The organism is Candidatus Binatia bacterium (assembly GCA_035631035.1).
In the GTDB taxonomy this organism is placed as follows: Bacteria; Eisenbacteria; RBG-16-71-46; order SZUA-252; family SZUA-252; genus DASQJL01.
In genome coordinates, this window is the sequence record DASQJL010000108.1 from 1 (window position 1) to 25,707 (window position 25,707).

At 68.3% G+C, this 25,707-nt stretch carries 42 protein-coding genes and 1 tRNA gene; 10 read left to right on the plus strand and 33 right to left on the minus strand.

Going from position 1 to position 25,707, the window contains the following annotated elements; all coding sequences use genetic code 11:
• Positions 1-687 precede the first annotated feature (687 nt).
• From VE326_11100 to VE326_11110, 3 genes are all read left to right on the plus strand, one after another.
• Positions 688-1,446, plus strand: coding sequence for a hypothetical protein (locus VE326_11100; GenBank protein HYJ33756.1), 759 nt, complete (start codon positions 688-690; stop codon positions 1,444-1,446).
• A 79-nt stretch (positions 1,447-1,525) separates the two neighbouring features.
• On the plus strand, positions 1,526-2,227 hold the full coding sequence (locus VE326_11105) for a hypothetical protein (GenBank protein HYJ33757.1): 702 nt from the start codon (positions 1,526-1,528) through the stop codon (positions 2,225-2,227).
• Positions 2,227-2,631 carry a hypothetical protein gene (locus VE326_11110; protein ID HYJ33758.1) on the plus strand — a complete coding sequence of 135 codons (405 nt, stop codon included), beginning with the start codon at positions 2,227-2,229 and terminating at the stop codon, positions 2,629-2,631. Before VE326_11105 ends, VE326_11110 begins: the two co-directional genes overlap by 1 nt.
• A 593-nt stretch (positions 2,632-3,224) precedes the next feature.
• On the opposite strand, the gene VE326_11115 is transcribed toward VE326_11110, so the two are convergent.
• From VE326_11115 to VE326_11245, 27 genes are all read right to left on the minus strand, one after another.
• On the minus strand, positions 3,225-3,479 hold the full coding sequence (locus VE326_11115) for a hypothetical protein (protein HYJ33759.1): 255 nt from the start codon (positions 3,477-3,479) through the stop codon (positions 3,225-3,227).
• Entirely contained in the window at positions 3,476-3,820 is a 345-nt protein-coding gene (locus tag VE326_11120; GenBank protein HYJ33760.1) for an HNH endonuclease, read from the minus strand. Before VE326_11120 ends, VE326_11115 begins: the two co-directional genes overlap by 4 nt.
• A 113-nt stretch (positions 3,821-3,933) precedes the next feature.
• On the minus strand, positions 3,934-4,077 hold the full coding sequence (locus VE326_11125; protein ID HYJ33761.1) for a hypothetical protein: 144 nt from the start codon (positions 4,075-4,077) through the stop codon (positions 3,934-3,936).
• A gap of 9 nt (positions 4,078-4,086) precedes the next feature.
• Positions 4,087-4,308 (minus strand): hypothetical protein, encoded by a 222-nt coding sequence (locus tag VE326_11130; protein ID HYJ33762.1) that lies wholly within the window; start codon positions 4,306-4,308, stop codon positions 4,087-4,089.
• Positions 4,309-4,314: 6 nt separating this feature from the next.
• Complete coding sequence (locus tag VE326_11135) at positions 4,315-4,566, minus strand: hypothetical protein (GenBank protein ID HYJ33763.1); 252 nt, start codon at positions 4,564-4,566, stop codon at positions 4,315-4,317.
• 189 nt (positions 4,567-4,755) lie between these two features.
• A tRNA-Met gene (locus VE326_11140) sits at positions 4,756-4,831 on the minus strand.
• 146 nt (positions 4,832-4,977) lie between these two features.
• Positions 4,978-5,985, minus strand: a complete 1,008-nt coding sequence (locus VE326_11145; GenBank protein HYJ33764.1) for a hypothetical protein — start codon at positions 5,983-5,985, stop codon at positions 4,978-4,980.
• On the minus strand, positions 5,982-6,230 hold the full coding sequence (locus VE326_11150; GenBank protein ID HYJ33765.1) for a BldC family transcriptional regulator: 249 nt from the start codon (positions 6,228-6,230) through the stop codon (positions 5,982-5,984). Before VE326_11150 ends, VE326_11145 begins: the two co-directional genes overlap by 4 nt.
• Positions 6,227-6,583, minus strand: coding sequence for a helix-turn-helix transcriptional regulator (locus tag VE326_11155; protein ID HYJ33766.1), 357 nt, complete (start codon positions 6,581-6,583; stop codon positions 6,227-6,229). Before VE326_11155 ends, VE326_11150 begins: the two co-directional genes overlap by 4 nt.
• A 329-nt stretch (positions 6,584-6,912) precedes the next feature.
• Positions 6,913-7,389 carry a Holliday junction resolvase gene (locus VE326_11160; protein ID HYJ33767.1) on the minus strand — a complete coding sequence of 159 codons (477 nt, stop codon included), beginning with the start codon at positions 7,387-7,389 and terminating at the stop codon, positions 6,913-6,915.
• Positions 7,371-7,544: a hypothetical protein gene (locus VE326_11165; GenBank protein ID HYJ33768.1), complete on the minus strand. Its 174-nt coding sequence runs from the start codon at positions 7,542-7,544 to the stop codon at positions 7,371-7,373. Before VE326_11165 ends, VE326_11160 begins: the two co-directional genes overlap by 19 nt.
• A complete protein-coding gene (locus VE326_11170; protein HYJ33769.1) occupies positions 7,541-7,921 on the minus strand; it encodes a hypothetical protein in 381 nt (126 codons plus the stop codon). Before VE326_11170 ends, VE326_11165 begins: the two co-directional genes overlap by 4 nt.
• Positions 7,918-8,385 (minus strand): hypothetical protein, encoded by a 468-nt coding sequence (locus tag VE326_11175; GenBank protein HYJ33770.1) that lies wholly within the window; start codon positions 8,383-8,385, stop codon positions 7,918-7,920. Before VE326_11175 ends, VE326_11170 begins: the two co-directional genes overlap by 4 nt.
• Positions 8,382-8,675, minus strand: coding sequence for a hypothetical protein (locus VE326_11180; protein HYJ33771.1), 294 nt, complete (start codon positions 8,673-8,675; stop codon positions 8,382-8,384). Before VE326_11180 ends, VE326_11175 begins: the two co-directional genes overlap by 4 nt.
• A gap of 160 nt (positions 8,676-8,835) precedes the next feature.
• Positions 8,836-11,454, minus strand: coding sequence for an AAA family ATPase (locus tag VE326_11185; protein ID HYJ33772.1), 2,619 nt, complete (start codon positions 11,452-11,454; stop codon positions 8,836-8,838).
• Complete coding sequence (locus VE326_11190; protein HYJ33773.1) at positions 11,451-12,092, minus strand: competence protein CoiA family protein; 642 nt, start codon at positions 12,090-12,092, stop codon at positions 11,451-11,453. Before VE326_11190 ends, VE326_11185 begins: the two co-directional genes overlap by 4 nt.
• Complete coding sequence (locus tag VE326_11195) at positions 12,017-13,843, minus strand: DNA polymerase (GenBank protein ID HYJ33774.1); 1,827 nt, start codon at positions 13,841-13,843, stop codon at positions 12,017-12,019. The genes VE326_11190 and VE326_11195 overlap by 76 nt, the downstream gene beginning before the upstream one ends.
• Positions 13,844-13,955: 112 nt before the next feature.
• Positions 13,956-14,375 carry a hypothetical protein gene (locus tag VE326_11200; protein HYJ33775.1) on the minus strand — a complete coding sequence of 140 codons (420 nt, stop codon included), beginning with the start codon at positions 14,373-14,375 and terminating at the stop codon, positions 13,956-13,958.
• A 25-nt stretch (positions 14,376-14,400) separates the two neighbouring features.
• A complete protein-coding gene (locus VE326_11205; GenBank protein HYJ33776.1) occupies positions 14,401-15,396 on the minus strand; it encodes a hypothetical protein in 996 nt (331 codons plus the stop codon).
• Entirely contained in the window at positions 15,393-15,593 is a 201-nt protein-coding gene (locus tag VE326_11210) for a hypothetical protein (GenBank protein ID HYJ33777.1), read from the minus strand. The genes VE326_11205 and VE326_11210 overlap by 4 nt, the downstream gene beginning before the upstream one ends.
• The gene (locus tag VE326_11215; GenBank protein HYJ33778.1) at positions 15,590-15,865 is read right to left on the minus strand and encodes a hypothetical protein; all 276 of its coding nucleotides are present in this window, start codon (positions 15,863-15,865) and stop codon (positions 15,590-15,592) included. Before VE326_11215 ends, VE326_11210 begins: the two co-directional genes overlap by 4 nt.
• Positions 15,862-16,179 carry a hypothetical protein gene (locus VE326_11220; protein HYJ33779.1) on the minus strand — a complete coding sequence of 106 codons (318 nt, stop codon included), beginning with the start codon at positions 16,177-16,179 and terminating at the stop codon, positions 15,862-15,864. The genes VE326_11215 and VE326_11220 overlap by 4 nt, the downstream gene beginning before the upstream one ends.
• The gene (locus VE326_11225; protein HYJ33780.1) at positions 16,176-16,430 is read right to left on the minus strand and encodes a hypothetical protein; all 255 of its coding nucleotides are present in this window, start codon (positions 16,428-16,430) and stop codon (positions 16,176-16,178) included. Before VE326_11225 ends, VE326_11220 begins: the two co-directional genes overlap by 4 nt.
• Positions 16,427-16,867 (minus strand): hypothetical protein, encoded by a 441-nt coding sequence (locus tag VE326_11230; protein HYJ33781.1) that lies wholly within the window; start codon positions 16,865-16,867, stop codon positions 16,427-16,429. Before VE326_11230 ends, VE326_11225 begins: the two co-directional genes overlap by 4 nt.
• On the minus strand, positions 16,861-17,223 hold the full coding sequence (locus tag VE326_11235; GenBank protein ID HYJ33782.1) for a hypothetical protein: 363 nt from the start codon (positions 17,221-17,223) through the stop codon (positions 16,861-16,863). Before VE326_11235 ends, VE326_11230 begins: the two co-directional genes overlap by 7 nt.
• Before the next feature lie 86 nt (positions 17,224-17,309).
• Positions 17,310-17,534, minus strand: a complete 225-nt coding sequence (locus VE326_11240) for a helix-turn-helix domain-containing protein (GenBank protein HYJ33783.1) — start codon at positions 17,532-17,534, stop codon at positions 17,310-17,312.
• Entirely contained in the window at positions 17,531-17,851 is a 321-nt protein-coding gene (locus VE326_11245; protein HYJ33784.1) for a hypothetical protein, read from the minus strand. Before VE326_11245 ends, VE326_11240 begins: the two co-directional genes overlap by 4 nt.
• A gap of 1,068 nt (positions 17,852-18,919) precedes the next feature.
• On the opposite strand from VE326_11245, the gene VE326_11250 reads away from it, so the two are divergent.
• Positions 18,920-19,960, plus strand: coding sequence for a site-specific integrase (locus tag VE326_11250; protein HYJ33785.1), 1,041 nt, complete (start codon positions 18,920-18,922; stop codon positions 19,958-19,960).
• A 64-nt stretch (positions 19,961-20,024) separates the two neighbouring features.
• On the opposite strand, the gene VE326_11255 is transcribed toward VE326_11250, so the two are convergent.
• The gene (locus VE326_11255; protein ID HYJ33786.1) at positions 20,025-20,510 is read right to left on the minus strand and encodes a hypothetical protein; all 486 of its coding nucleotides are present in this window, start codon (positions 20,508-20,510) and stop codon (positions 20,025-20,027) included.
• A gap of 111 nt (positions 20,511-20,621) precedes the next feature.
• On the opposite strand from VE326_11255, the gene VE326_11260 reads away from it, so the two are divergent.
• From VE326_11260 to VE326_11285, 6 genes are read left to right on the plus strand one after another with little or no spacing between them, the layout of a single operon-like run.
• On the plus strand, positions 20,622-20,969 hold the full coding sequence (locus tag VE326_11260) for a hypothetical protein (GenBank protein HYJ33787.1): 348 nt from the start codon (positions 20,622-20,624) through the stop codon (positions 20,967-20,969).
• Complete coding sequence (locus VE326_11265) at positions 20,966-21,589, plus strand: hypothetical protein (GenBank protein ID HYJ33788.1); 624 nt, start codon at positions 20,966-20,968, stop codon at positions 21,587-21,589. The genes VE326_11260 and VE326_11265 overlap by 4 nt, the downstream gene beginning before the upstream one ends.
• Positions 21,589-21,813 carry a hypothetical protein gene (locus tag VE326_11270; protein ID HYJ33789.1) on the plus strand — a complete coding sequence of 75 codons (225 nt, stop codon included), beginning with the start codon at positions 21,589-21,591 and terminating at the stop codon, positions 21,811-21,813. Before VE326_11265 ends, VE326_11270 begins: the two co-directional genes overlap by 1 nt.
• Positions 21,810-22,154, plus strand: coding sequence for a hypothetical protein (locus tag VE326_11275; GenBank protein ID HYJ33790.1), 345 nt, complete (start codon positions 21,810-21,812; stop codon positions 22,152-22,154). The genes VE326_11270 and VE326_11275 overlap by 4 nt, the downstream gene beginning before the upstream one ends.
• Positions 22,154-22,453, plus strand: a complete 300-nt coding sequence (locus VE326_11280) for a hypothetical protein (protein HYJ33791.1) — start codon at positions 22,154-22,156, stop codon at positions 22,451-22,453. The genes VE326_11275 and VE326_11280 overlap by 1 nt, the downstream gene beginning before the upstream one ends.
• A complete protein-coding gene (locus tag VE326_11285) occupies positions 22,450-22,758 on the plus strand; it encodes a hypothetical protein (protein ID HYJ33792.1) in 309 nt (102 codons plus the stop codon). Before VE326_11280 ends, VE326_11285 begins: the two co-directional genes overlap by 4 nt.
• A gap of 102 nt (positions 22,759-22,860) precedes the next feature.
• Here VE326_11285 and VE326_11290 read toward each other — a convergent pair whose 3' ends face one another.
• The 5 genes from VE326_11290 to VE326_11310 all read right to left on the minus strand — a co-directional run bounded on the left by VE326_11290 (position 22,861) and on the right by VE326_11310 (position 25,671).
• Complete coding sequence (locus VE326_11290) at positions 22,861-23,088, minus strand: hypothetical protein (GenBank protein HYJ33793.1); 228 nt, start codon at positions 23,086-23,088, stop codon at positions 22,861-22,863.
• The gene (locus tag VE326_11295) at positions 23,085-23,573 is read right to left on the minus strand and encodes a hypothetical protein (protein HYJ33794.1); all 489 of its coding nucleotides are present in this window, start codon (positions 23,571-23,573) and stop codon (positions 23,085-23,087) included. Before VE326_11295 ends, VE326_11290 begins: the two co-directional genes overlap by 4 nt.
• Positions 23,574-23,775: 202 nt before the next feature.
• Entirely contained in the window at positions 23,776-24,282 is a 507-nt protein-coding gene (locus VE326_11300; protein ID HYJ33795.1) for a hypothetical protein, read from the minus strand.
• A gap of 1 nt (position 24,283) precedes the next feature.
• A complete protein-coding gene (locus tag VE326_11305) occupies positions 24,284-24,502 on the minus strand; it encodes a hypothetical protein (protein ID HYJ33796.1) in 219 nt (72 codons plus the stop codon).
• The gene (locus tag VE326_11310) at positions 24,499-25,671 is read right to left on the minus strand and encodes a helix-turn-helix transcriptional regulator (GenBank protein ID HYJ33797.1); all 1,173 of its coding nucleotides are present in this window, start codon (positions 25,669-25,671) and stop codon (positions 24,499-24,501) included. The genes VE326_11305 and VE326_11310 overlap by 4 nt, the downstream gene beginning before the upstream one ends.
• Positions 25,672-25,707 lie beyond the last annotated feature (36 nt).

The following is a 25,707-nucleotide window of genomic DNA, read 5'->3' on the forward strand; positions in this document are numbered from 1 at the left end:
GTCCGCCGGCCGAATTGATCAGGGGGACATCCCCCACCATCAATGGCTTATTCGGCGACCATTCCTATTCGCATTCACGCGCGACAATTCATGGCACCATTCGGCGCCGTACGCCTCGCCGGTCGCCGGTCACGCCGTACGCCTCGCCGGTCGCCGGTCACGCCGTAGAGGCGTCACCAGCCGGCCGAGAGCTGGAGCAAGGCCGCGGGCCTGCTCTTTGTCACCCGATCGGCCGAACACGCTAGGCCGCGCAGCCTGTATTGACGCTGCGGACTCGGACACTCGGGCACGGCCGGGCCGCGCATGCGCCATACCTGTATTGACAGCGTGCGCACGCTCAGGCCAAAGGCCAGCGACGACGGAAGGAACGCAGCATGAGCACCCAGCACACAGCGACAGCGACAGCCCGAAGGCTGCACAGCGGAGCGATACAGGCTGCGCGCGAAGCTACGGCCGATGGCGACATGCAGGCATGCGCAGCGTTCCTGGCCTTCGCTGGCACGGTACGGCGCGCACTGGAGCAGTGGCGCCGCACAGCATGAGCACTCCAGCCCGATCAGTCCGAGTGCCAGACGCTCTCTGGCGCGCAGCCATGCGGGCCGCGGCCGACGACGGCCGGACACTCACAGACGTAATCGTGTCCGCACTGCTCGACTATGTACGCAAGTCAAGGAAGGAAAAGTAATCGTGACTGCTCAGACGATTAAGCACGGCGCACCCGAGGCCATGCAGCCGGAACCTGCCGACACTACGGCGCCGTATATTGCGGCGCAGGTTGCGGAGTGTGCAGCTCTCGGGCTGGCCATCAATACACGTATCGCCATGGCCATTGCGGCGCAATACCAGGCGCCGTACGGCGCTGGCGAAGACTTCGCAGCCTTCGCCAGCACGGGCACCATTACGACCGACTTCGCAGACGTAATCACTGATCAGTGCGCCGATATCGCATTGCATCCTGAGACATACAGTTTCGGCGCGGCCGACGACAGCGACGACGCGCACGCTCAGGCATGCCAGGCTGCACAGAGTGAGCTTCGGGCACTGCTCGACTACGTGCACAGCAGTACCGTGACGCCATGGTCGGTCGGCCGCAATACGGCCGGATACCTGCCCGAGTCTGCGCCGTACGTGACGCTGGAATACGCAGACGCTGTGCAGGCGTACCGTACTGAACTGGAGCAGGCCCCGGACGCCATCTATGGCGACATGTACGAGTGCACGTGCGACGACAACGAGCTGTGCGCGTACCACTTGGAAGAAGCCGCTATTGCGGCCCACCTGAGTGACGATGCGCCATCGGTCGTATCGGGCCGAGTGTTCGGCCGGGAAGCGACGCTGTCGTACGCAGTGACTGAAGATCAGACACTCAACACTGTGTATTGGCTGGAGCAGTGCGAACCGATGTCGTATCGCGCGTTCCTTGACGACCGCAACAACGACTACTGAGACCGAAACACAGAGCGCCATGCGCTCTGTGTCCGCACGTGACGCGTGCGCTGATGAGGCCAGCAGGAAGGAATACGCAGTGACGACCGAATATTTTGACGTCAACCCGACGGGCTGGGGGACGCTCGACCCCATCCGGATCAAACAGGTGGGATCATCCGAGCAGTGCGCTAAAGCCGGCTGCGCCGTACGCGCACCATGGTGGAGACTCGGGCTGGGTGGGTACGACGTGCAAGTTTACGTCTGCTCGGCCCACCTGGGCTGGGCCGTAGCGCTCGACATGATCCGAGAGAGCACGGCTAAAGCGATGGGGTGGGAACGCAAACACACCATCGGCAGCTCCTGGGTAGAGCCGAACATGCCTGCCATCATGCGGACCGACTACGCACGCACGCTTGACGTATCGGCACAGTTTCCTCAGGCCCGACCATGCGCCGATGGCGAAGGCTACAGGAGCAGGAAGGAACGCAGCATGACACTCGACATGAGCGCACGCTATCGCGTGAACGGATATCCGGGTATTGCCTTCGCTGTGCGAGGCTACGCACAGCAGTGGGAACCCTTTACGTGCCTGACACTCGACCCTGAGTCTGGCGAAGAATGCGAAGCACAGACAGCCGATGGGGAATGGTACGACGACGTAACGCAGGTAATCGTCACGGCCATCGGCGACGACCGCAAAGTTACAGTGCCGATTGACGACTTAACGCCATTGTCCGACGACGCATATTGCCATGAGTGCGGACAGCTTGACTGCACAGCAGACGGAAGGAACGAATAATGAAGTCCACCATCGCTAACGCTGGCCATTACATGAGCAGGCTTACGGCCTTTGTGGCCGATAACCTGCGCGCCGAAACTCTGTTTGTGCTCTCAGGCATGCCTGAGACTGGCAAGCTTCCTGGCCCGTACGCTAGCGCGCTACGTGACGCACAATCGGAGCGTAAGGAGCGCTACCTTACCGGCGAAGGCCGTAACGCTGCGCCGCACGCTCCGATGTATGTCGTGTTCAGCTACGGCACTCCCATTGCGTGGGTAACCATCGCAGGTTCCGTCGTAATACCCGATGTGCGCTACTCGGCCACTACGTCAAGGCACCAGAAGCTCGCACGCGAAGCGCTGTCGACAATCGCACCTGAGCATCTGCGCGCCATGCAGGCCAGCAATGATTACGTGACGCCATGAGGTTCCTAGTCACGTACCTGGGAACGCTCGCAGTGTCAATCGGAGTAGTCGAGTACCTGCGCGGCCGACGACGCAGGTAAGCAGCAACCCACCTAGCGGCCCACCTTCCCATCCGGAAGGTGGGCCGCATTGCCATGCACAGCCTGGCCAGCCGGCCGTACCCAGCACGGCCTGAGGCGTCACTAGCCGGCCGTACCCAGCACGGCCTGAGGCGTCACTAGCCGGCCGTACCCAGCACGGCCTGAGGCGTCACCAGCCGGCCGTACCCAGCACGGCCTGAGGCGTCACCAGCCGGCCGTACCCAGCACGGCCCGACCGCCAGGTTGAATCGGACATCTGTCACAGGGATCACTACTGCCACGCCAGTCACACACGACCCACGTCGATGTCTGCCGCCCACCGGGCCAGCTCGCCCGCGGGCCGCCGGGGGCTTGGCCGGCGAAAACGGCCGAGCCGAACAGGTCGGTCAGATGCAATGCGCGGTTAGATGCAATGCGCGCGTCGCGCGTAAATGCAAAAGGTCGACCAGATGCAACGCGCGTGCCGCGCAGATGCGACGCGGGTACCCGAACGCGATGCACGTGTACGCGTACCTAGTCGTCCTCGTCGGCGGCCTGGTTCATCTCATGTTCGAAGTAGATCTGGGCGGTGCGCAGCATGCCGATGGTCTGCCAGCGGGGCTGCCGGTCGTCGGACAGTCGGGTCAGCCAGTAGTCGCCGTCGCTGTCCATCCAGGACGCGACCAGGACCCAGCCCGAGCAGTAGGCGCCCTTGTTGTCGACCGTGGCGGCGGTGGAGGCGATGGCCTCGGCGATCACGTCGGCCGGGGTGCGCTCAGCGTGGCTCACCGGGCGTTCCATCCTCCGGGCTGGTGGCGGTTGGTCTCCACCCGGTGGCAGGGCAGGCACAGTGGACGTAGCCGGTGCTCGGCATCGGGATCGGGTACACCGGCCGCGACCAGGTCGCGGCGGCTGGTCGGGTAGTGGTCGGCGACCACGGCCATCGCGCCGCAGAGACAGCAGATCGGGTGCCGGCTGAGGTAGCGACGGCGGACCCGCTCCCAGACGGCGTCGTAGCCGCGGGCCTGCCGGCTGCCGCGACGTTCCTCGACGGCCTTGGCGTGGCGGTCGCACGCGCCGCCGAGGCCGGGGCAGCCGGGTACCCGGCAGGGTTTGCCGTAGCTTGGCACCGGCTAGATTTTCGGGTTCGCCTGGCGCGGGCGCATTTTCAAAGGCCCCCACCCCTGCCCGCGTGCGCAAAGGCCCCCACCCCTGCGGGCAGATGCGAAGGCCCCCACCCCCGTCAGGCGGCGTCCTTGTCCTTGTCGCCGTGACCCAGGGCGGCCTTGAGTCCGCGCGTCGCCGCGTACAGACCGAGCCCGGCGGCGGCAACCCGGAGTAGATGCAGGGCCACGTCCGCTTTGATGAACTTGCCGAGTGCGCTCACATCGGTCTCCTACGCGTTGTCGTTGGGGTCGGCCTTGCGCGCCGAGAGTGCGGCGACCGCACCGACCACATGCGAGAGCACGATGGCGTACAGGCTGATGAAGACCACGAACGGCACGCTGTTGCGCCAGGTGGTCAGGCCGGGCCAGCACAGCCCGGTCCAGATCAGTGCGCCGATGCCGTGTACCCAGACCCAGACCCGCCCGCTGGTGAGGGTGTGGCGGGCGGGCACCGCCGGCTACTGGGTGTCGGTGTCGGCGGACAGCGTCGCGGTGCCGCTGCGCTGTTCGGGTGCGACCGGCTGGTTGGCCTCGTCGGCGGTGGTGTCGGCCTCGGTGAGCAGGTTCACCTGGCCGTGGTACTGGGTGTAGATGGTGGCCGAACCGGCGCCCGCGACGGGGTCGGCGAGCGTGGCGTGCAGCTCGTCGAGGAACGTGCGCTCGGCGTCCTGGTCCGGGCAGTGCCCGGAGGCCGACAGCGACCAGCTCACAGCAGGCCGCCCAGCAGGTTGCCGAGGCTGACGGCGAGGTGGACGGCGACCTGGACGGCGGCGTCGAGCGAGAGCATGAATCCTCCGGTGGATAGGTGTTGTGCGTGTCACGAATGGACGATGCCGCGCCTAGCTGTAGGGGGCCACCCCGAGGCGCGGCATCGTCCACCCGCAGGTCGACTTGCAGCGTTGCGCGGGCCGGATTTGAACCAGCGATCTTCGGCTTATGAGGCCGACGAGGACGACCGAACTCCTCTACCACGCAGCGGCGGGGGATGTGATCGTGGGCCGCTCGAAGATGCCCCAGCGAGCGGCCCACGTCCCGGCAGCGACCGGCAGAGCCTCGGGGGCGGTCTGGGGGCCGCGCGACATTCTTCTGAGCTGGTCCGACACGTCGGCTCAGCCTCACGTTCAGGGTGTTTCAGGTGCGTCCACTGTGTCAAGTCGACGCCGTTCGCGTGTCCGGTTCGGGCGGTACGGTGGCCCCCAGACCTTCTCGGCGTGCGCGGTGGCCTCGGCGATGACGTACTGGGTGCGGCCCTTGTCGTCACGGACCACGGTGACCCGGTCCGGGTCGGCCGGCGTGGGGGCGGCGACGGTGACCGGGTTGATGTGGCCGCGGTGCGCCCAGGTGCGGATGGTGGCAGGGTCGACCGGACGCATCCAGCACAGCGCCAGGTGGGCGGCGACGGCGTAGGCGTCGCAGATGCCGCGCACGGTGCCAACGATCTGGCGCTGCCACCACTCGATGGTCTCGTCGGTGCCGCAGCCGGGGCATTGCAGCAGCGGCCGGTCGGGCAACTGGTACAGCCGGGCGCCGCAGACCGACTCGTTGCCGTCGAGGTCGACCAGCATGAGCGGGCAGTCGCCGATGTAGAGACGGTCCGAGCCGGACGGGTAGGCAAGTCCGTACGGTCTGCCGTGGGTGACCGCCTTGAGGTCGTCGGCGAACGTGCCGGCGTCGGGATGGGCGGCGAGCCACTCGGCGTGGCCGGCGACGAACTCGCCCAGCGCGTCGGGGCGACTGTCCAGGTAGGGCCGGTCGTCGACAAACCGCACGGGCGGCGTCACGCCGCGCTCGGTGCAGATCAGCTTCGCGAGGTTTATGAGGGTGACGCGGATGGCGAGCCGGGCGTCCATCACGTCGTCGTCGGGTACCGGCGCGCCGGTCGGCGAGCCGGACATCCGCTCGCCGTCGCGGCCGCGGCGCACCAGCACCAGGCCGAGGTCGGCGTACAGGTCGGGTGCCCCGCGGGCGTCGTCGGCGAGCCAGGCGGCGTGCACGGGGCACAGCCGCAGCCCGTCGGCGGCCTTGCGGCGCAGGCAGCCGGGGCACTGCTCGTCCACACAGCCGGACTGGTGGCGGCCCCGCGCGGCGCAAGTGGCCTCGCAGAGTACGGCGGCGGGCAGTCGGGTCATGCGGACTCCTGCCGGCCGACCGGCGGGCGCCGTGGCCAGCGGGTGTCGACCGGCGGCGGCGCGTTGAGGATGGCGCGGATCTGGGAGCGGCGGAAGCGGCGGTGCCCGCCGATGGTGCGGATCGCGTCCAGGCGACCCTCCTTGGCCCAGCGGCCCACGGTCTTCGGGTCGACCCGGAACACGTCGGCGACCTCGCCGGGGGTCATCAGGTCTTCGGCGTTGGGGAACTCGTCGGGCGCGTTCATGCGGCTGCCGCCAGTCGCTCGATGCGGCTGTCCACGGTGGAGGCGACCTTGGCGATGCGGACCGCGCCGGCCAGCGCGTCCACGCTGGGCTTAAGCGCGACCAGGGTGGCCAGGCCGCGCAGCACGTCGACCACGGCGCCGTAGTCGGTGTCGTCGAGCGGCAGCAGCACCGGGCGTACGCCGAGCTGGTGAGCCCACCGGGTCAGCTCGGCGTACGAGACGTGTCGCTCGTCGCGCTCCCAGGACCCGAGGGTCGCCTTGGAGATCTTGAGCAGGGTGGCCAGGTCCTCGATGGACATGCCCCGGTCAAGGCGCAAGTTGCGCAGGTGGACGAGAAGCGGGTCTCTGGTCATCGGCGCTCCACCGCGGCGGCATCACGGAGCCGGGCGACCGCGTCGTCGTCGCGGGGGTAGCCCCACACGTGGTAACCGATGCGGTCGACGCGTACGAGGCCGACGGTGGCGGGGTCAGCGCAAGTGCCTTCGCCCGCGCCTCTACGGATGCGGTGCTCGTCGAAGGCGGTGGGCGAGGAGAACGAGTGGTGACAGCCGCTACCGCAGTGGCAGGTGCTGTCACCGGCCCATCGGGTGCCGCATCGGCCGCAGGCGTGGGGGAGGGTCACGGACGAGTCCTTTCAGGAATCGGTCGGGTCGACACTGGATTGCAATAGCCCATCCGACCGTCAGGCAGAGAAATCTGAGACGTTTCCAGGGCGCTGTGGTGGTAGGGGTTGGGTCCCGACCTGATCGGGGCTCCACGCAGCGGCCGGGGCCAGTCGGGTGCGGCGCAACTTCGGCCCGGTCATCCGCAGGTACGCCACGCCGCTGCGGCCGGGCCGGTACGCCACGATGGGCAGCGCACCGACCCGGACCGCGACCTCGTACAGCGCGTTCCACTCGCCCGGCGGCACGCCGCCGGGGCCGGGCAGCTTGCACTGCACCAGCAGCACCTCGCCGGCCTTGAGCGCGACCAGGTCCGCCTTGCCGTGGCTACCGGCCGCCCGGTACACCACGTACCCGTCGCCGGTCAGTGCGGCGGCCACGGTGCGCTCGAAGTACGCGCCGCGGGCGTAGTTGGTGCGGTTGCGCCCCCACCGGCCCGAGCCGGACCCGCCGGGGTCCGGCTCGGGCGTGGCGAGGGCTACAGGTGCAGCAGCCACAGCAGCCCCTCCGCGAGGCCGATGCCGATGGTCACCGCGCCGACGAACACGCAGGCGAACAGGAACACGACCGAGAGCCCGGCCCGCCAGCCCTCGGCGCGGAAGCGGAAGCAGTACTCGCGGCGGCGACCGTCCGGGTCGCGGTGCTCGCTCACGCCGCGCCCCGAACCTCAACGCCGGTCAGCGGCGCCCGCCACGGGTCCGCGGTCAGGTCGGCGAGGTTGACCGCGGCGCGCACCTGCGCCTCGGTCGGCTCGCTCACCGAGCGGAAGGTGACGCTGCCGCGCGGGCTGAACGCGGTCCACTGCACGACGTGGGTGTAGCGGTCGCGGATGACGCCCGTGTCGCCGTTGTTCCACAGCCAGGTCTGCTTGCGGCGCCGACCGTCGGCCTTGTCCTCGTACTCGGCCGGGCCGAGATGCGCGCTGGTCTCGCGCAGCCAGCGCGGCATCCGTCCGGTCGGGACGGTCGGGGTGGCGGTCGGCTCGACCGGGGCGGTCGACGCGTCGAAGGTGAACGGGTCGGCGATCATGCAGTGCCTCCTGGGGCGATCGTAGCGAATTCATCCATACGGGCTACATCGGACACGTCCGACACGGCCACGGGTTCGGTGTCGGGTTCGACCTCGGGCCAACCGAGGAAGGCCCGGATGTGGACCACCGCGTCGGCGATCTCCGTCACGCCGGTACGGGTCAGCGTCTGCTCGGGCGTGTACGCGCTGACCACGCCGGTGCAGACCGCGCTGGGCGGCTCGTACCCGGCGCTGGCGACCTGGTCCGGGCAGGCCACCGACCAGGCGCCGGTCGCCAGGTCGAGGGTCAGCGCCCAGTCGCGGGCGTTGGCCTGCCGCCACAGTGGAACCGCAGCGGCAAACCGCACGTCGATCGGTGGCAACGGTGGCGCGGGCGGGTCGGGCAGCACCTCGACGGTGTAGAACGCGTGGTCGACACCGTCCTCGGCGCGGCGGGGTATCTCGGGTACGGGTTGGTCGGTCATCGGAACTCCTCTCCTCGGGCGTGCGCCGAACCGCAGACGTGCGGCGCGACGAGATGGCGGCGAGGGGTGGTCAGGTCGTGGTCAGGGGTCCAGGGCTGCGCCCACAGGCCGGTGTGGCGGTGGTCGACGACGAGCACGGGTACGCCGTAGCGGCGCAGAACCGTGGCGGCGCGGGGCGGCACGGTGTACCGGTCGACCCGCCAGAACAAGCCGTCGGCCCAGCCGGTCAGAGTCGGGCCGCCGCAGCGGGGGCACTCGGACAGGGTCAGCCGGGTGTCGGGGGCGGTCATGATGTCGTGTCCCTAACCTCTCGGCGCGATATAGACGAGTATTGGTTTGTGTCTGTGTGTGTCGTCCCGTCCCAATCCCCCCCCGTAGGGGGATTGGGACGGGACGACACACAGACCTGTCCCAGTGGTCCCGGGGACGGTTGGGACAGGTTGGGACGACTCATGTCGTGGGTGTGTCGTTGGGTACCGCAATTGCGAAGATTCGGGCGCGGTGTGGCCCCTGCGTCTCGACCAACCTGCCGGACTCCCGCAGCGCCTCCAGGCCGTCGCGGAACTCGTCCTTGTTGCCGCCGATGACCGCCCAGAGGTCGCTGTACTTGATGCTCGGCGGTCGGCTGGCCACCACTCGTTCGATGCGGTCCAGCAGCGCCCGCCGTCGGTTGGATGCCGCCCCGGCCTTCTGCGTCGCGGACCGCGGCCCGTCGCCGATGCGGGGGATGCTCAGCAGCTTGGTGTCGTCGTCGTATTCGACCCGGCTGCGGGGCAACTGCACGTCACGGCCGAAGGCGCGCAGGTACCGCGCCGGCTGGGCCAGCGCGATGTTGGCGAGCAGGCCACTGTCGTCCTCGTCGTCTTCGACGGGCGTCTCGTCGTCGGCGGTGTAGAACCAGATCGCATCGGGAGTGTCCATCAACTTGGACGAACCCCGGGTGCGCTCATTGCTGTGCCCGAAGTGGTGGGTTAGGAACTGGTCGCTGACCTCGGCTGCGGCGACCACGTCGTTGAGTCCGCCGAACCAGCGGCCCACGTCGTTGGCCGAGTTCTCGTCCACGTCGGCCGCCGCGAACAGCGGTCCAAGCGGATCGAGCAGCAGCGCAGTGACCCCGTGATCTTTCAGGTACGCCACCAACTCCCGCCGCGCGACCGGGTTGAGCAGGTTGAAGTCGGACAGCCGCGCCTCGCGCAGGTGCAGTGCCAGGATCTTGTCGCGGTTGTCGATCGGCGCCTTCCGTAGCCAGTCGCGGTACTGCCGGCCGGTCATTTCCGCGTTGACCACGAGCAGGTTGCCGGTGATGGCCGTGGTCTCGAACTGTCCGCAGAACGGCTTGCCGTCCACCAGCGAGCGTTCCAGGTTGATGTTCACGGTCGTCTTGCCGACCTTCATCTTCGCGGCGAGCATCACGCGCTGGCCCTGCATCCACAGCCCGTCGACACGCCACCGGACCTCCTGCTCGTCGTCGGGGAGTTCGCTGGCCCGGTCGGTGGCGGCGTCGAGCCGGGCACGCAAGCCGCGGGCATCGGCGTGGCCCTGCATCTCCTCGAAGATGGTCTTTGCCCGGTCGCGGATGTAGAGCTGACTGACCTCGAAGCGCAGCCGCCGGTTGCGGGCCAACTCGTCGCGGTACGCCTCGATGCCCGGCAACTCTGTGCTCGCCGCCGGACCGTCATCGGTGGCGGTCGAGTCCGTCCCCGCCGAGTTCGTGGCGGTCGAGTCCGCAGCCGCCGAATCCGTGGCGGTCGAGTCCGGCGCGGACCCGCCCAGGTCGTCGGCGTACGTGCCGGCAGGCTCTGCTTGCGAGTGTGTTTCCGCGATCGGCACCGTTGTTTCCGGTTGCGGAACCACCGGTGACGGTTCGTCCCCGGCTGCCAGCGCGTCGAGCATGGCCAGCAGCTCGTCGCGAATCTCGCCGTCCTCGCCGTAGATCGCGCTGATTTCCAGATCGGACATGGCGGCACGCACATCGCCGTCGTGGTGGCGCGCTGCGTGGTACTGCAACTTGCTCAGCGACTTCTTACCGGAGCGCGCCACCCAGTCGGCAAGGAACTGTGGCGGGCTGTCTGTCCACAGCCGCATGAAGCCGCCACGGTCTTCGCTGATCTCGAAGTTGGTGCAGCCCGGCTCGTGTGTGGTGGCGCTCTTCCAGTGCGCCGCGTCGCCTGGTCGGGTCCAGATCGGGCAACTACAGCGGTCCACCTTGCCGGTGTTCGTCCAGCCATCCGCCTCCAGCAGGTCCGCCCACGGCGTGGCTGCGCTCCAAATGTCGATCGGGTCGCCGTCATAACGGACCTTGGCGGCTTGCTGCGCCCGCCGTAGCGCCCACGACTCGGCGGCCATCCAGATCCGGTCCAGCAGCCATTTCGGGGCTTTGCCGACCTGCCCGCGCAGGATGTAGGGACCTTCGGGCCGCAGCGACGGCGGCACCAGGCCCTGGTGGTCGCGCCAGTACACCTGAAAGCCGGTGTCGTCGCGCAAGGTTCCGTGGCCGGGCAAACCGTCCAGGTTGCAGTCGTCGGGCAGCTCGTACCAGAAGTGCCCGCCGTCCTTGTGTCGCCACTGCTCCACGCCGTTCTCGTCGGTCTGCATCACGCCCGGCGTGGACACGGTCGGCATCATGACGGCGAGATTCATATCGGGCTGCTCGGCCTGCCAGGTGGCGATGTACGCCTTGACCTGCTCGTCGGTGTCCGCGTCGACCAGGACCATGCGCGAGCGGCCGACCTCGACACCGATGTTGATCGGGCCGCCGCGCTCCTTGGTGAGCCGCTTGAACACCCGGTCGGCCACCGCCGGGTCGGTGATGGCGTGCGCGATGCCGCAGGCGTGCCGGGCGTCCTCCCAGTTGCCGCGCCCGGCCTCGCGTGCCGCCTCCTGCGCGGCCTTGTCGGCGGCCTTGGCCTGTCGCGCGGTCAGCGTGCACAGTGGCGTCTTGCCGTTGGGCGCGATCGGCACCACGGCGTACCCGTTGCGCGCCGCGGTGCGCGCGATGGTCGGCATGATCGACCGGTCGCCCGGCGGCATCAGCGCGAACGTGGCGGCGAACTTGTCGGTGGCGATCACAAGGCGCCGTCCAAGGTGATGATTCGGCCCCACCCACCACAGGGCGCCTCAGTGTGGATCTTCTTCACGTGCAGCAACTGGCCGTAGCCGATGTCGAGCAGTACCGGACGCTGACACCACGCCAAGCTCTTGCGAGGCTGCTTCCAGCGGAAGCTGACGTACCCATCTCGCGGCCGGATGAGTAGCCGGTCATTGGCATACGGTTCGATGGCGTTGAAGATCCACAGCATGTTGCCGTAGTGGTGTTCGCGTACCCGGATCTCCGTCGGCGGCAGGTACGAGTCCTGCAACTCGATGACCCGCCCGCTGCGGGTCAGCATGTCAGCGCGGTGCTTACCGATGCGTACTTCTCGCCGGTCGGGTGGCACGAGCATCTGCCACCCTCGGTGCCACTCGTTATTGGGCTCTGCCCACGGGTCGCAGTCCTCAATGGACATGTGCGCCCAGTGCCATGTCAAAATGTCACCGCACTTAGCAATCACCGGGGCCTCGCAGCAGGGGCAGATGGCCCGCAGACCAGGTGCTGACTCAACTCGGTCGCCGTGTTGGTCGAGTGCGTACCTCACGCCGCCGCCCACCGCTCGCCGAGGTCGGCCCGGTCGGTACGCAGCACCGGGTGCCGCCCGGCCATCTGACACAACCGCTCGGGCGGGGTCCGCATGATCCGTTCGACCTCGTCGGCCGCGTCGGTGGACACCACCAGTTCGTCGTGCATCGCCAGGTACACCGCATCCGACAACCCGGCCGCGTCGATGCGCACCAGCGCCTCCGCGAGCACGTCGTAGGCCGAGCCCTGCACGAAGTAGTTGACCGCCTTGTGGACGGCGACACCGAACTGGCCGATCGGGATCGGCAGGATGCGGCCGGACAGCGTGATCACCAACCGGTGCTGGTCGCCGATGTTGCGCAACTTGGTGATCAGCTTGGCCACGCCGGGCATGGCGTTGAACACCGTGTCCCGCAGCCGGTATGCGGCGTTCTGGCTGATGCCCAGGTCGGCGGCGAGCTTCTTCATCCCTTCTCCGTACATTTGTGCGAGAACGACGACCTTGGCGTGCTTACGGGTAATGCCGGCCACCGCCGCGACAGTGGAGTACAGGTCGCTGCTGCCGTCCTCGTAGCCGGCCAGCACCTTGTGGTCCTTGGCCAGGTTCGCCGCCACCACTGGCTCGATCTGTGACCAGTCGATGGAGGTCAACTGGTCGCCCTCGTCGGCGAGCACGATGCCGCGGGCCTCGGCCGGGAACTGCTGCAACGGCGGACCGGACATCGACATCCGACCGGTCGCCGCACCGAGGATCGTGGTCGTCGGGTGTACCCGGTAGCAGCCGGTCGCGTCGTCGGCCAGGTCGACGACTTTCTGTAGATAGTCCTTCTCCACCTTCTCGGTCATCTTCAGCCGCACGAACGCCTGCGCGATCGGGTGGTCGAGCACCTTCAGGTGATCGGCCTGGCTTGACGCCGCCCCGGTCTTGGCGGTGCGCGGATGGTCGGCCGGCAGCGCGCCGCGCTCCTCCAGCCACCGGGTCAACGACCCGCCGTTGCCCGGCTTGACCCCGACCGTCTCCAGCGCGGCCCGGTCCTTGTCCTGCTGGGCGAGCACCGACGCCCGGTACGCGTCGAGGCGGTCCAGGTCGACGCGCAGCCCCTTGGCCGCGCGGGCGATGAACATCCGGTTGATCACCTGCTCGCGGTCGACCAACTCCCAGGCGTCCGCACCGGACACCCCGCTGCCCTTGAACGGATGCCCCTCGGTGAGCCGCCGGTACGCGGCCTCCCGCACCAGCGGGTACAGCCGAGCGGTCACGATCACATCCAGCGCCGCACCGCGCTGGTAGATGCCGCGGTCCAGGTCGAACGTCTTGAACCCGACCGTCTTGGTCAGGCCAAGATCCTTGAACGCCTTGGTCAGTACGTCGTTAACCTCGCCGCCGAGGTAGCGGCCACCTGCGGCGAGCAGCGATTTACTGGTCAACTCGTCCGGTTCGGCGAGTCGGCAGTACACCAGCGTGTCCCGTACCTTGCGAATGTCCACCGACCGCATCAGCCCGAGGCGGACCAGGACCGGAATGTCGAACGGCGCGTTGTGCAACACGATTGTCGGTACGGTCTGCAAGACCGAGCGAACCGTGTCCGCCTGGACCGGGTCACGTGGGTCGAGTATGACCGCATGGTTGGCGGTGCCGACGGTGACCGCCTTGACGCGCATCGCGGCGGCCCCGACCCCTTCGGTCTCGATGTCGACGGCCAGCCACGGCTCGCTGCGGGCCAGCAGCGTCGCCCAGCGGGTGGCCGGCTCGCGACCGATGACGTAGTGGGCGTTGAGAAGGTGCAGCGGTATCAGGCCGGATTCGGCCAGTTGAACAGGCGCGCCGAGATCAAGCTCCATGCGACACTCCCCGGTGGATTGAATGCGGATGATCAGAACCCCAGAACCGCCCACCGACCCGCTTCCTCGGGCCACGAAGACCCCGCGCCGGTGGGCGGCGCTCAGGCGCCGGTCAGAACGGCGGCTTGTTGCCGGTGCTGGCGGCCCGCGTGCCGGCCCCGCGGCGCACCGCTGCCTTGTACGCGTGGAACTCCCGCTTGCCGTCCTTGGTGGACTTGCGACCCAGGTACTTGCAGGCGAACAGGTCGCCCCGCTGCGGGTCGACCTCCTCGATCTCCCGGCGCAGTACCGACTGGTAACCGGTGACCCGCACCTTCTCACCGGTCGCGGTCTCCAGCGTGATCACCGGGATTGGGTCGGACACGTACTCGGACGTGGTCTTGCTGACCGCGACCACCGTGCCCTGTACGCCCTGACCAGCCTCAGTCGGCATCCACGCGGACGCGTCCGCGCCCTCGCCGAGTCCGTCGAGCAAGTCGACGACACCGTCGGGCGCGTCGTTGCCGAGGCTGTCGAGCAGGTCGTTTGCCATGTGCGTTCTCTCCTTCGTGTGGTTCCTAATTGGTGTGCGAGAGGTCGTACTTGCGCGCCTTGGCGGCGCTGGTGTGCTCGCCGGTCCACGCACCCCGCGAGACTGCGCGCTGCCAGATCAGTTCCAGTTCGGTTACCGACTCGGCCGCGCGGATCTCGGCAATGACCGATTCCTCGTCGCCGGCCCGCCAGTCCGCCCAGGGCATGGCGAGGTTCTTGCGGGTACGCCAGCGGCGCACGTCGGCGCACAACTGCGCGGCCTCCCAGCCGGCCTTGATGTCGACCGCGTACAGGTCGCAGGTGCCCGAGCCGACCGGCATGTGCATCACCACGGCCACGTCCTGGTCGATCGGCGGCAGTGGCCGGTACGTCTGGGTACGGGTGTCCCACAGCGCGGCGCCGTGGGCGTAGCAGGCCAACTGCACGCTGATCTCCAACATGCCGAACGAGATCACGTCCCTACCCGACTTAAGGTCACCGACCAGGTGGCCGGTCGGCCGCCACAGCGGTCGCAGCAGCCGGTCGAAGCTGCCAGCGAGGTTGAACTCCGGGATGACCACCAGGCCCTCGATCCAGTTCGGATCGACCGCGAGCTTGCCGGCCGCCAGCGCCCGCGAGTACGCCGAGATATCAGCGGCGAACTCGGGCGGCACCACCACGTCCTCGCCGCGGTCGACCCGCTCGGTGATCGTGTGCTTCGCGGTACCCTGCCGGGCCGCGACCGACGAGCCGGCGGCCTCCTTGGCGTCGACCGCGACCTGATCGAGGGTCTTTTTGTCGGTGGTCGGTGTAACACTGACCAGGCTGAACAGGTCCGGCCGCAGGGTCAGCCCCTTGAGGGCCATCCTCAACTCCCATTTCGTCAGCGCGAACGTGTCGCTGATCGACTTTGCGAACGTAGTGACGCGGGTGAATGCCATCTCCCTGCCGGTCTGCGGATGCGGGATCAACGGGCGACCCCACCGATCTCGCTTCGGCTCGGGCGCGGCGTGCAGGCTGTCGAGTAGCGTCGGGCCGGTCACCTGTCGGCCACCTCACGCAGCGGTGCCGTCAGGCAGCCGCCGTCGGTGCACCAGCAGTCCGACAGGCAGTGCAGGTGCGTGCCGGCCGCCGCCGGGCGGGTCGAGCTGGCCGAGAACATGCACCGCGAACCACGACCGCACAGCACCGCCGGGTACGTCTGGTGTCCGCAGATGTCGCAGATCTGGTGCTCGCTCACGCCGGCACCTCGTCGGTCTCGCTGTAGACCGCGGGCTTGAGCGCGACGTACACCCGCCCGCCGCCCTCGGTGGTACCGATGAATGTCCACTCCGTGATGGCGACCAGGCCGGTGGCGGACAGCTCTTTGACCGCGTACCCGGCCAGACACCGCGCGCAGACGGTGACCCTCTCGTCGGGCGCATCGCAGCCGTCGGCCTTGCGCATGGCGGATTCCATGACGTTGTACCAATCGACCCATGAGCCGCACGGTGGATCGTTGTGGTCGCTCACGCCGCCACCTCGCCGTCGTCGCCGGCTGCCGCGTAGACCCTTGCCATCCGCCCGGACCAGGTCGGCCGGCGCCGCTCGGTGGCCACGACCTGCTTGGCGCGCTTCAGCTCGGTCAGGCGGGCGCTCGCCGTCTGGTGTCGCATCCGCAGTGCGTGCTCCACCTCGTCGCAGGTCGCGCCGACCAGGCCGCGGCTCTCGATGTAGCGCAGCACCGCCTGGCGCATCCGCGCCTTGTCCGGCTCGATGGACTCGTTGGCCTCGGCGCTCTCGGCGTTGCCGCCGTGCAACCGGCTCGTGATGTCGTATGTGGTCATAGGTCTTCTCCCCCGTGTAGTTGGCGCACCAGCTCGTCGGCGGCCCGTTCGCAGGTCCGTAGCCGGTCGGCGTAGTCCTGGCAGATCCGGTCGTGTTCGTCGGGGTGCATGACGTAGCCGAGGTCGTAGAGCACGCTCAGCCCGTAGGCGACCTGCTCGCGGACCAGCCCGCGCGACGGCAGGTGCCGCAGGAACGCCGATGCGGCGTCCAGCCACACCTGCGGCAGGGTCGGGTCGTTGCGGGGCATCACCACGGCGACACCGCCTCGTCGTCGTCTTGCAGTTCGCCGACCAGATCGGCCCAGGCCCGCCGCTGCCGCGCCGGCATGTCGGGCACCCGGTCGCGTTCGCGCGCCTGCGCCCCGATCCAATGCACCGCCGGGTTGCGGTCGAGCGCCCGCATCCGCCCGGCCATCGCGTCCGCGTCAAGCTGGTCGACCAGGTACTCGTCCAGCGGGGCGCGGTGCAGGTCGGTGTGGTACACGTCGCCGTCGCCGTACTCGTCGGGTTCGGCGTCGTACTCGTCGGCGTCGAGCGACCGGCGCAGCCGCAGGTTCAGGTACGCCAATCCGCCGACGACGTAGGTCAGCAGCGAGGCCGCCATCCAGTGCCCGTCGTCGGTGACCAGGTACGCGGCGGACTCCGCGCCGGCCGCGACGAACGCGCCGATGGTGAAGATCCTCAGCACGCCGCACCGGCCCGCTGCTCGTGGCCAGCGGCGTGGAGGATGGCGTCTACGCCGTCCCTCCAGCCGGCAGCGCGACCGAACCGGTAGATAGAGGAGAAGGTCGCCGGTAGCAGGCCCAGCGCGGCGAGCACGTCGGCGGCCTGCTGTACCGAGGTCACGTCGACCTGCGACCGGCGCGCCGTGTTCCACGCGTGCCGGTCGAGCAGCGTTACCGACATGTGTCCGTCGGGCGTCCAGGACACTTCCGCGGTCCAGTCGGTTCGCCGCCAGCAGCGCGGCGCGGCGGCGCGCTCCCACCCGTTGGCGCGCGCCCAGCGGGGCATCGCGGCGAGCAGGTGGCGGTTGGTGCGGTTCATTTCAGGCGTCCTCCTTTCTTGTTTGCGGGGTCGCCAAAGACAGCCCTCATAGGGGCTGGTTCATGGGCGTTGGTGAGTGGTGGGTGCTAGGCGGCGGGCCGACGGTGCCTGACCGGTGCGGGTCGTGGCTCGGCACAGGCGGCCAGCCACAGGTCAAAGTCGGCGCGACGGAATCGCACGTGCTTGCCGACCTTGGTGACGCGCGGCCCCTTGCCCCGCACCCGCCAGGCCCGGACCGTCGCCGGGGACACCTTCAGCACGGCGGCGATGTCGTCGATGGTGAGTAGGTCGTCCGCGCTGGTCGTCTTCATCGGTCGGTCCCGTACACGTCGTCGCCTTCGTCGTCGCCGTCCAGGTCGGCCGGGGTCACGACGGTGTCGTTCAGGTACGCGCCGACGCTCTCGGTCACCACGGCGAACTTGCGCCCGTCCGCCCCGACCTTGTGCGCGGCGAGCTTGTCCTTCTTGATCAACCTCTTGACGGTCTTCGGTGAGACGGTGAGCAGGTACGCCGCCGCCGCGAGCGAGATCAGCGGAGGCAGCCAGACCCCGAAGCCGCCGGCCAGCGACAGCCTCACCTTCGGTGCGTCGACCGGCTCCGGACTGTCCGTATTGATGGGTATGTTCATGTATCCGCCCGTTGGTTCAAAAAACTTCGTACGTTTGCCTTGTTGCCCCTTCCGGACTGTTGTGCTCCGGTTGGCGGTGTTCGTCACGTTACTCAGGGCGGAAACGCGGCGCAAGCTGGGGTTATGACTCAGGGTGACGTCGAGTCCACCCCTGTCCACTCCTGTCCACTCGGGACCGTTACGGGTTCACCCGTTCGGGCGTCGGCGCGGGGGCAGGGTGAAGATCGACACGCCGGGCGGACATGGAAAAACCCCGGGCCCCGCTCTCCCGATCGGGTGACCTGGCGGCGCGCCATAAGTAAGCGGGCGCCCAGTGGGCAGTTCGATCGGAACATGACAGATGAACGAAGGTGTGGCCGCCCGACGAAATCGGGCCAGCCTTGCCGCTCCATTTTGAATGGCCCAGGTATTCGCGCCTGCAGTGTTCATGCGACCGCGGAGGACCGCGCCTATGAAGAGGGTTGGAGTGCAGGACGGCGGCATTCCGACGAAAGCGACCGAGCGGAGATCACCAGGCTCCACAGGCGGGTGCTGGAATTGGAGCAGGAGCGACGCCCGAAACCAATCGAGCCACCACTTCGCGAAAAGACGGCTGACGGAGATCAAATCATTCGGTGCAGTAAGGGATACGCGTACGCCTGGCGCGGTAGCCCGCTCCAGGTCGGTGACCGGGTTGTGCTTCCGGGGAACTGGTTGTTCCCGAACGCTCGCGAGGACGTGGTCTCCGGGCTCGGTACCACCTACACCGGGAGTCTGTCGTACGTCGTGCGGTTGATCGCGCGGGCGGAGGCTCCGGACCAATAAGGCTGCGCGACTGGCGCGCAAGTAGCCGTTTAGTCGACCCGAGCCTCCACCAAAAGTTCTGTCCACTTTGGATTTTATTACGGAAAAATAACTATTTCTTGACGTCTATATCCGCAGGTCAGAGGCTGAAAGAAGAGAAGTTCAATTTCCGTATTTTAGAGCGATTCGATACCCTATCGGCAATGAAGTCCTATGAGGCACTGTAGGGCATTGTGTGTTGTTATTCAATACTGATCAGGAGGTTTGTCTGAATTGAGCGTTAACATGCGAACCGCCGCCGACGAGTTCCTACAGAAGGGACTGACGCACCGGTCGGCCGGCACGCGGCGCGCCTACGCCCGGCCGCTCGATGTGTTGGTCAACGTCACCGGCGAGCGGATGCCGATCACCCGGCTCGACCGCACGCACATCGATGAGGCCCTACGACTCAGCAAGGGGGGCATCGCGCTCAAGGTGCCGGCGTCGCGCCGGCAGGAATTGCACGGCCGCTCCGAGGAGTCGCTGAACGTGGACCGGACCGCATACAGCCGGTTCGTTCATTACTGGCAGACGCGGGGGTACTTCCACGGCAAGATCAGCCCGACAGCTCATATCGAATACGCGAAGCGGAAGCGCAAGAGCGGCGAGCGCAAGCGCCCGCTAACGATCGAGGTGGGCATGGAGGTCATGCGACTAGCTGGTGAGACTCACCCACGGGACCGCATGGCCGTCGCGCTTGCGCTTTTCACTGGCATGCGCGTCTCCGAAATCGCCGCCCTTCGGTGGGGTCACGTGAAGTGGGCCGATAAGGAGATCCACTTCCCGCGCGACAAGGCGGACGATGAACACGTGGCCATGTTCAACCCGCCGCTGGAGCGGGAGCTGCAAACATGGCACGGCATCTATGGCGAACGGCACGGCACTATCAGCGATGACTGGTACGTCGTGCCCGGCCGACTGCAAGGCAAGTACCGCGATCGGTTTGATCGCATGAACCCCGACTGGCCGATGATCCCGAACCGGCCAGCCACCAACTTGTACGTCTGCCTCAAGCCGTTGTTGGTCGCGGCTGGCGTGCAACACCTGGACGGCAAAGCGTGGCATACCCTGCGCCGGACGTTCGCCAACGAGTTCTACGAGGAGAAGCGCGACATCCGGTCCGTGCAGGAAGCGCTGGGCCACAAGAGTGAGAAGACCACGGAGATCTACCTTGACATGGATGAGCAGCGCAACAAGAACAAGATCGCGATGAGGAACTGGGACCCAACCCGCAAGATTGCCCAGGCCACCGGCAACGTGGTGCCGTTCCAGCGCAAGGCTCAGTAGTCCGCCTCCTGAACCGATCGACCCTCGCCATCCCGAACGTGGCGAGGGTCGATCCATGCGCAGCCTACGATGTCGCCTGCTCCGATGATCTGGCCGCGCGGATGCCCGCCAGAGCTGCGAGCAGTGTCTCGCGGTTCCGCCCCTCCACGTCTGGCGGCAAGGGTTCATTGATCACCGTGTAGACCAAGACGGTCCCGTCAGAGCGCTCGTGCGTGCTCACGAATGTCTCAACGGTGTAGCCCATCTCTCGCACGGCCCGCCGCCCCGCCTTCCGGATGTAGGCGATCAAGTCCGTGTCCGCCCGCTGTACCGGGATCGCGCAACTCCATTCCTTCTTTAGTTCGGCCTTGATCGCGGCCACCAACTCATCGAAATGATCGTCAACCACTCTTGACCGTCTCCCTCTTGTTGATGCCCTATGCCGCGCCCGCGGCGCCGGCCGTCGCTTCGGCGTACCGACCCGCACGATCACCATCGCCAGGCCGCTACCGGCCAGCACGCCGGCCGGGATCGACACGATGCCCAGTACGGCCAGCTCGGTCAGCGACATGCTCTGCTCAACGAGCCTGAGTCCGGTATGCCCCGGAATGTGGCAACGGTCCACCCGATCGGACGACAGGCGTCTACTGGATCTCGTATCCCAGCGGGGTACACTGCGACCATGGACCTCACCGAGCAGGACATCCGCGCCGCGATGGACAGCGGCGACTTTTCCGCCGTGTTCGACCTACCCGCGCCGCGTACCGGCTACCTCGCGCCATTCGAGGTCACGCCGCTGTCGCCGCATGCCGAGACCACCCAGATCAGCCTGCGGCTGCCGGTGGCGCTGCTAGCGGTCTACGACTCGATCGCCGACCGCGACCGCGTCTCGCGCTCAGATCTGATCCGGGCCGCGATGTACCGCGAGCTGGCCCGCCACAGCCGCCCGGTGGCCACCGACGAGGACGAGGTACGCCACGCCCTCGACGTGCTGCGCGCCGCGCTGCTGCCGCTGCGAGACGCCGCATGAGGGAGGAGTGCGTCGCGGCATTCTGGGATGCAGTTGCCCGCGCCCATGCCGACAACCTGCGGCGTCGGTCTGTCAGCCAGGTTTCGCCGCTCCGTCCCATTTTCGGGGCGGCGAACGAGGGGCACAAGTACACCGTCGGCCCCGACGTCAACCTCGACAAGGAAGAGATCTACGTGGACGGCGAGCGACTGACCGAGCAACGCGCCGAGGAGATCGCGGAAGAGGTACGGGCGAGAGCGCGTCCCGCCATCAGCCGGGAGCGCCTAGAGGAACTGATCGCGATGGCGAAGGCCGATATCGACATCTCTGGCGAGCCCGAGGTCGGGACGCCGGTGGCCGTCTATGGGCCGGTGGCTCCAGCCCCGCGGACCGGCAAGAACCCGAGCGATATGACCGAAGCCGAGCTGGCCGAGTATTACTACGAGCACCGCGACGACCCGGATATGTGGGGCGAGCCAGTGTCCAGTCGTGAACCCGAGCGACTGGACACGGTCATCTCGTTGCGCTTCACCAGTGACGAGGCGGCCAGTCTGCGCGAGGCCGCCAAGTCGGCCGGGATCAACGTGTCGGCACTGCTGCGCGCTGCGGCGCTCAAGGCGATCACAAAGGAAGGCCCCTAATGGACGACCGCATTGACCTGATCTGCGCCGCGCTTGATGCGCAGAATCCGAACACCCCGCCGATGCGCGAGAGCACCAAGCAGGCGATACGGGCACTTGTCGACAGCGCACCACCGATGACCAACGAGCAGGTGCTGCGTGTAGGCCGCATCCTGCGCGGCTCGCGGTATTGGCCGACCTGCGACCAGGGGCGCCGCGCCGGAGACAGCGAGGAGACCGCATGAGCGACGACAACGACTTCGAGCGCCACCTCGCCGAGCAGTTCCCGTTCCGGCCGAGCCACCCCGACTTCCAGCGCCTGCAAGAGGTCGTCAAGCAGGTCGAGGCATGGAAGGCTGACAGGGTTGACCCCGAGGCGGCGTACGCGTCGATCGCCGACCTGATCAGCGTGACGTACATGGGCGTGCAGCGCGCGGGCATGAACCTGCCCCCGGCCAGCGCGAGCCGCAAGCAGGTGACCAACTACATGGCCAACGCGTGGGTCGAGGGCTTCCTGTACGGGGTGCTGTTCCAGCAGCTCGGCGGGCGGCAGGTCACCGACGACGACATCACCGGCGGCGGCTGATGGGTACGCGGGTGCGCTACGGCGTGATGGGTGACCGGATGGCCCGCGGCGACGAGATCACCTGCGCGCCGTCGTGCCGGAGCGTCGCGACGTGGACGATCAAGTTCTTCTACATGGACGGCAAGGAGGCCCGCCGGCCGGTGGTCTGCTGCAACCGGCACCTGTCCGACCGGCAGTCGTACTGGAAGGAGCGCGACAGGAACTCGCACGGCGTCACGCAGGTGGTCGAGCCGTTCCAGGACCAGACCCAACCGCCACCCGGCAAGACCAACGCCGGCCGCAGGAAGGCGGGCCGATGACCTCCGCCCGACCCTGGCAGGGCGAGACCCGCACCCTACCGGAGCGCCTCGACGGGCAGCGGGTCGTCGCGCACATCAAGCTGCCGACCCGCCCGATCCACCTCACGCACCAGTGGATCGCGGTGACCGAGGTCAGCAACTCGACCGTGTTCTTCGACCTGGTCGCCGTGGCGTACCAGGAGCAGGCCCGCCCGCCGCTGGTGCTCAACGGACAGGGCCGCAACCTGTCCTACCGCGAGGCGGTCGAGAAGATGTACGGGTACGCGATGCGCGCCTTCGTGCGCGCGGGCATCGGGCCGGGGTAGCCCGCGCCCCGAACGACGAAACGGCCCGGCCACCCCTCTGCGGGATGGCCGGGCCTCTGTGCGTCTCGACCCGACGGGGAAGCGGGCCGAGAGGTTCGTGTGCTAGTGGGACAGCCGCGCCCACACCCAGCGCCGCCCGCCGCAGGCGGTGCAGTACGTACCGGTCTGGGTGCCCGCGGCGGCGGCCTTGGCCGCGCCGGACGGCTTGAGGTAACCCAGCGAACAGTCCGGGCAGGCGATAGCGTGGAAGCCTGGAGGCGGCTGTCCGGGGTCGGTGTAGCGGCTCAGCTCGCCGCTATCGGCGTTGTCGTCGCCGGGGTCGTTGCTCATCGGTATCCCCTTCCGCCGCAGGATCGGCAGGCGACCTGTACCCGGCTGGTGCGGTGCACAGCGCCGCGCCCGCCGCAGCCGCCGCAGGTCACGTCGACCTTGCCGCTGCGCCGCGAGCCGCGCCCGCCGCACGATCCGCAGGTGTCGCGGCGCTGCACCTCTTCGGTCTTGCTACCACGTCCGCCGCAGCCGCCGCAGACCTGCCGCTGGCCGCCGGCCCACGTCGGCAGCCGGGGCGTGAACATCGGCGCGGTGATCGGCACGCCGAGGATCAGCGCCAGCTCGGGCCGGCTGCCCGTGGTGCGGCGCGCGGGCAGGTCGGCGTAGCGGCTGTAGAACACCCGCACCGCGTCCTCGCGCAGCGGGCACTGCGGGGTGTTGCAGGCCAGGCAGCGCCCGTCGTGGCCGTATTCGTGGATGGACAGGATCTCCTGCGCGCGGGCCATCACGTCGCGGCCACTGTGGAACGCGGGGTCGTCGAGCATGCTCACCGCCCCACCAGCACGTAGCCGCGCACCAGGTCGGCGGTGTCGGTGCCAAGCACGGGAAGCTCCATGGTCGGGTGCGTCCAGGACGGCGGGACGGCGGCTCGGGTACGCAACGGTGTGCCGGGATGCCGGCGGCGGGCAGCCTTACGGCGTCGGAAGATAGCCATAGGCGCACGCTAATGCGTTGCCCGTGGCCGGATCATGACTCGTGGTCATGTTCCTCGGACGGGTGCGAGGCCGCCGCTGCCGCCTGCACGGCCAGCCCGGCGACCTCGCCCCGTACGTAGTCGAAGGTGCGGTAGGTCTGGTGCGCCTCGATCTGTTCGCGCAGGTCGGATGGCAGGCTGTCCAGCATGCCGGGGCTGAGGTCCATGTAGTGGCCGCAGTCGAACCCGAGCCACCACACGTCGGCGGGCCGGCCCGGCTCGGGCACGTGGCAGATGCCGGGGCCGTCTTCGGCGCCTTCCTGGCAGGCGCCGGCGAAGGTCAGCCCGCCGTGCGCGAAGGCGTCCACGTCGTCGTAGTCCTTGCCGTGCCAGGGATGCGATGGCGGCACGCCGACGTACCCGCACAGCGCGCCGAAGTGGTTGCGCACGATCAGGCAGTCCAACCCGGTCGCCTCATCGATCCACTGTGCCTTGTCCGGCTCGTCGTCCCACGGGCCACCGGCCGGCGGGCGGCGCTCGGGGAAGGTGTAGGTACGCATCTCAGTCCTCCTGGTTGTCGTCGCGCGGACGCGACGGTTCCATCAGTCGCCAGAACACCAAGCTGGCGCCGAGGCCGACCACGAGCATCAGTCCGCACGCCAACCACAGCCCGATGGCGGTTGGCGTATCGCTGTGCAACGCCTGCTGGCTGAACGTGCCGACCGCCAGCCCGAGCAGTCCGAAGAAGGCCATCGCGACGACGTGGTGGTGCTCGCTCACGCCGCCACCCCCATCGCCTGCACCAGCCGGCGCAGTTCGGCCGACCCGCCGCCCCTGGCGTCGCGCTGCATCTGGCCGACGATCTCGCGCACCGAGGAGCGGGTGCGGGTCTCCTGCGGGGCGACCTCGTGGGCGCGCAGGAAGAACGCGACGGCCCGCTCCGGTTTGCCGGCGAGATACCAGGCCCGGCCGGCGTCCATGTCGAAGCGGCTGGCCCGCTGGCGGGTGACCAGGTGCGTCCGGTTGACCTGCAGGGACAGGTTGACCGCCCGGTCGGGGTCGGTGCCGTTCGCCTCCAGCGCGCCCGCGATCCGCCAGGTGCGCACGTTGTCGCGGGTGAACTCCATCAGCCACGGGTCGACCTCGTCGCCGGGGGTGGCGGCCAGCGTCTCGGCCTGCTCGAAGTGTGAGGCCGCGCCGCCCTGCTCGCCCGCGCTGGACGCGCACAGGCCGGCGTGCAGGTGCAGCATGCCGGCCCAGACCCGCTCGGTCGGCGGCAGCGCGTCGGCGGCCTGTACGGCGACCGACCTAGCGCGGCGGCGGCTGCCCGAGGCGAGCAGGGCCTGCGCGTAGGCGAACTCGGCGGCGGCGTAGTCGTCGGCGTGGCCGGTGTCGGTGGCCACCCGCCGAGCGGCCTCGGCCAGCCGCATGGCGAGATCCTGCCAGCCGATCGGGCGCAGGGTCAGCGAGCCGGCGACCAGGCCGCGCACCAGCAGCGGACCGGCCCAGCGGTGTCCGGCGTCGTGCGCGGCGCGGGTCTCGGCGAGCAGCGCGGGCAGACCGGCGCTGATCAGGCCGTAGTCGCACGCCATCCGCGCGGCCATGATGGTGCGGGCCAGCACGACCAGCTCGCGGCGGGGCCGCCAGATCACCGGCTCGTCGGGGTAGTCCAGCGCGGCGCGGATGCCGGCGACCGCGGACAGGCTGACCAGATCCTCGCGCGTGGACGCGGGCAGCGGGATGCCGAGCAGTTCCTGGCTGGGCACGTGCAGCGCCTCGGCCAGCGCGAGCAGCGTGTGCCGGCTGGTCACCGGTTTCTTGAGGCTTTCAATTTTGCTGATGAACGGCTGGCTTAACCCGGCCGCGTCGGCGAGCTGCTGCTGGCTCATGCCGCCGGCCAGCCGGAATCTGCGTACCTGCCGGCCGATCCCGGCATCGTCGGTCGTCATGGCGGTTACTGTAGCGCTCACTGCGGGCCACTCTCC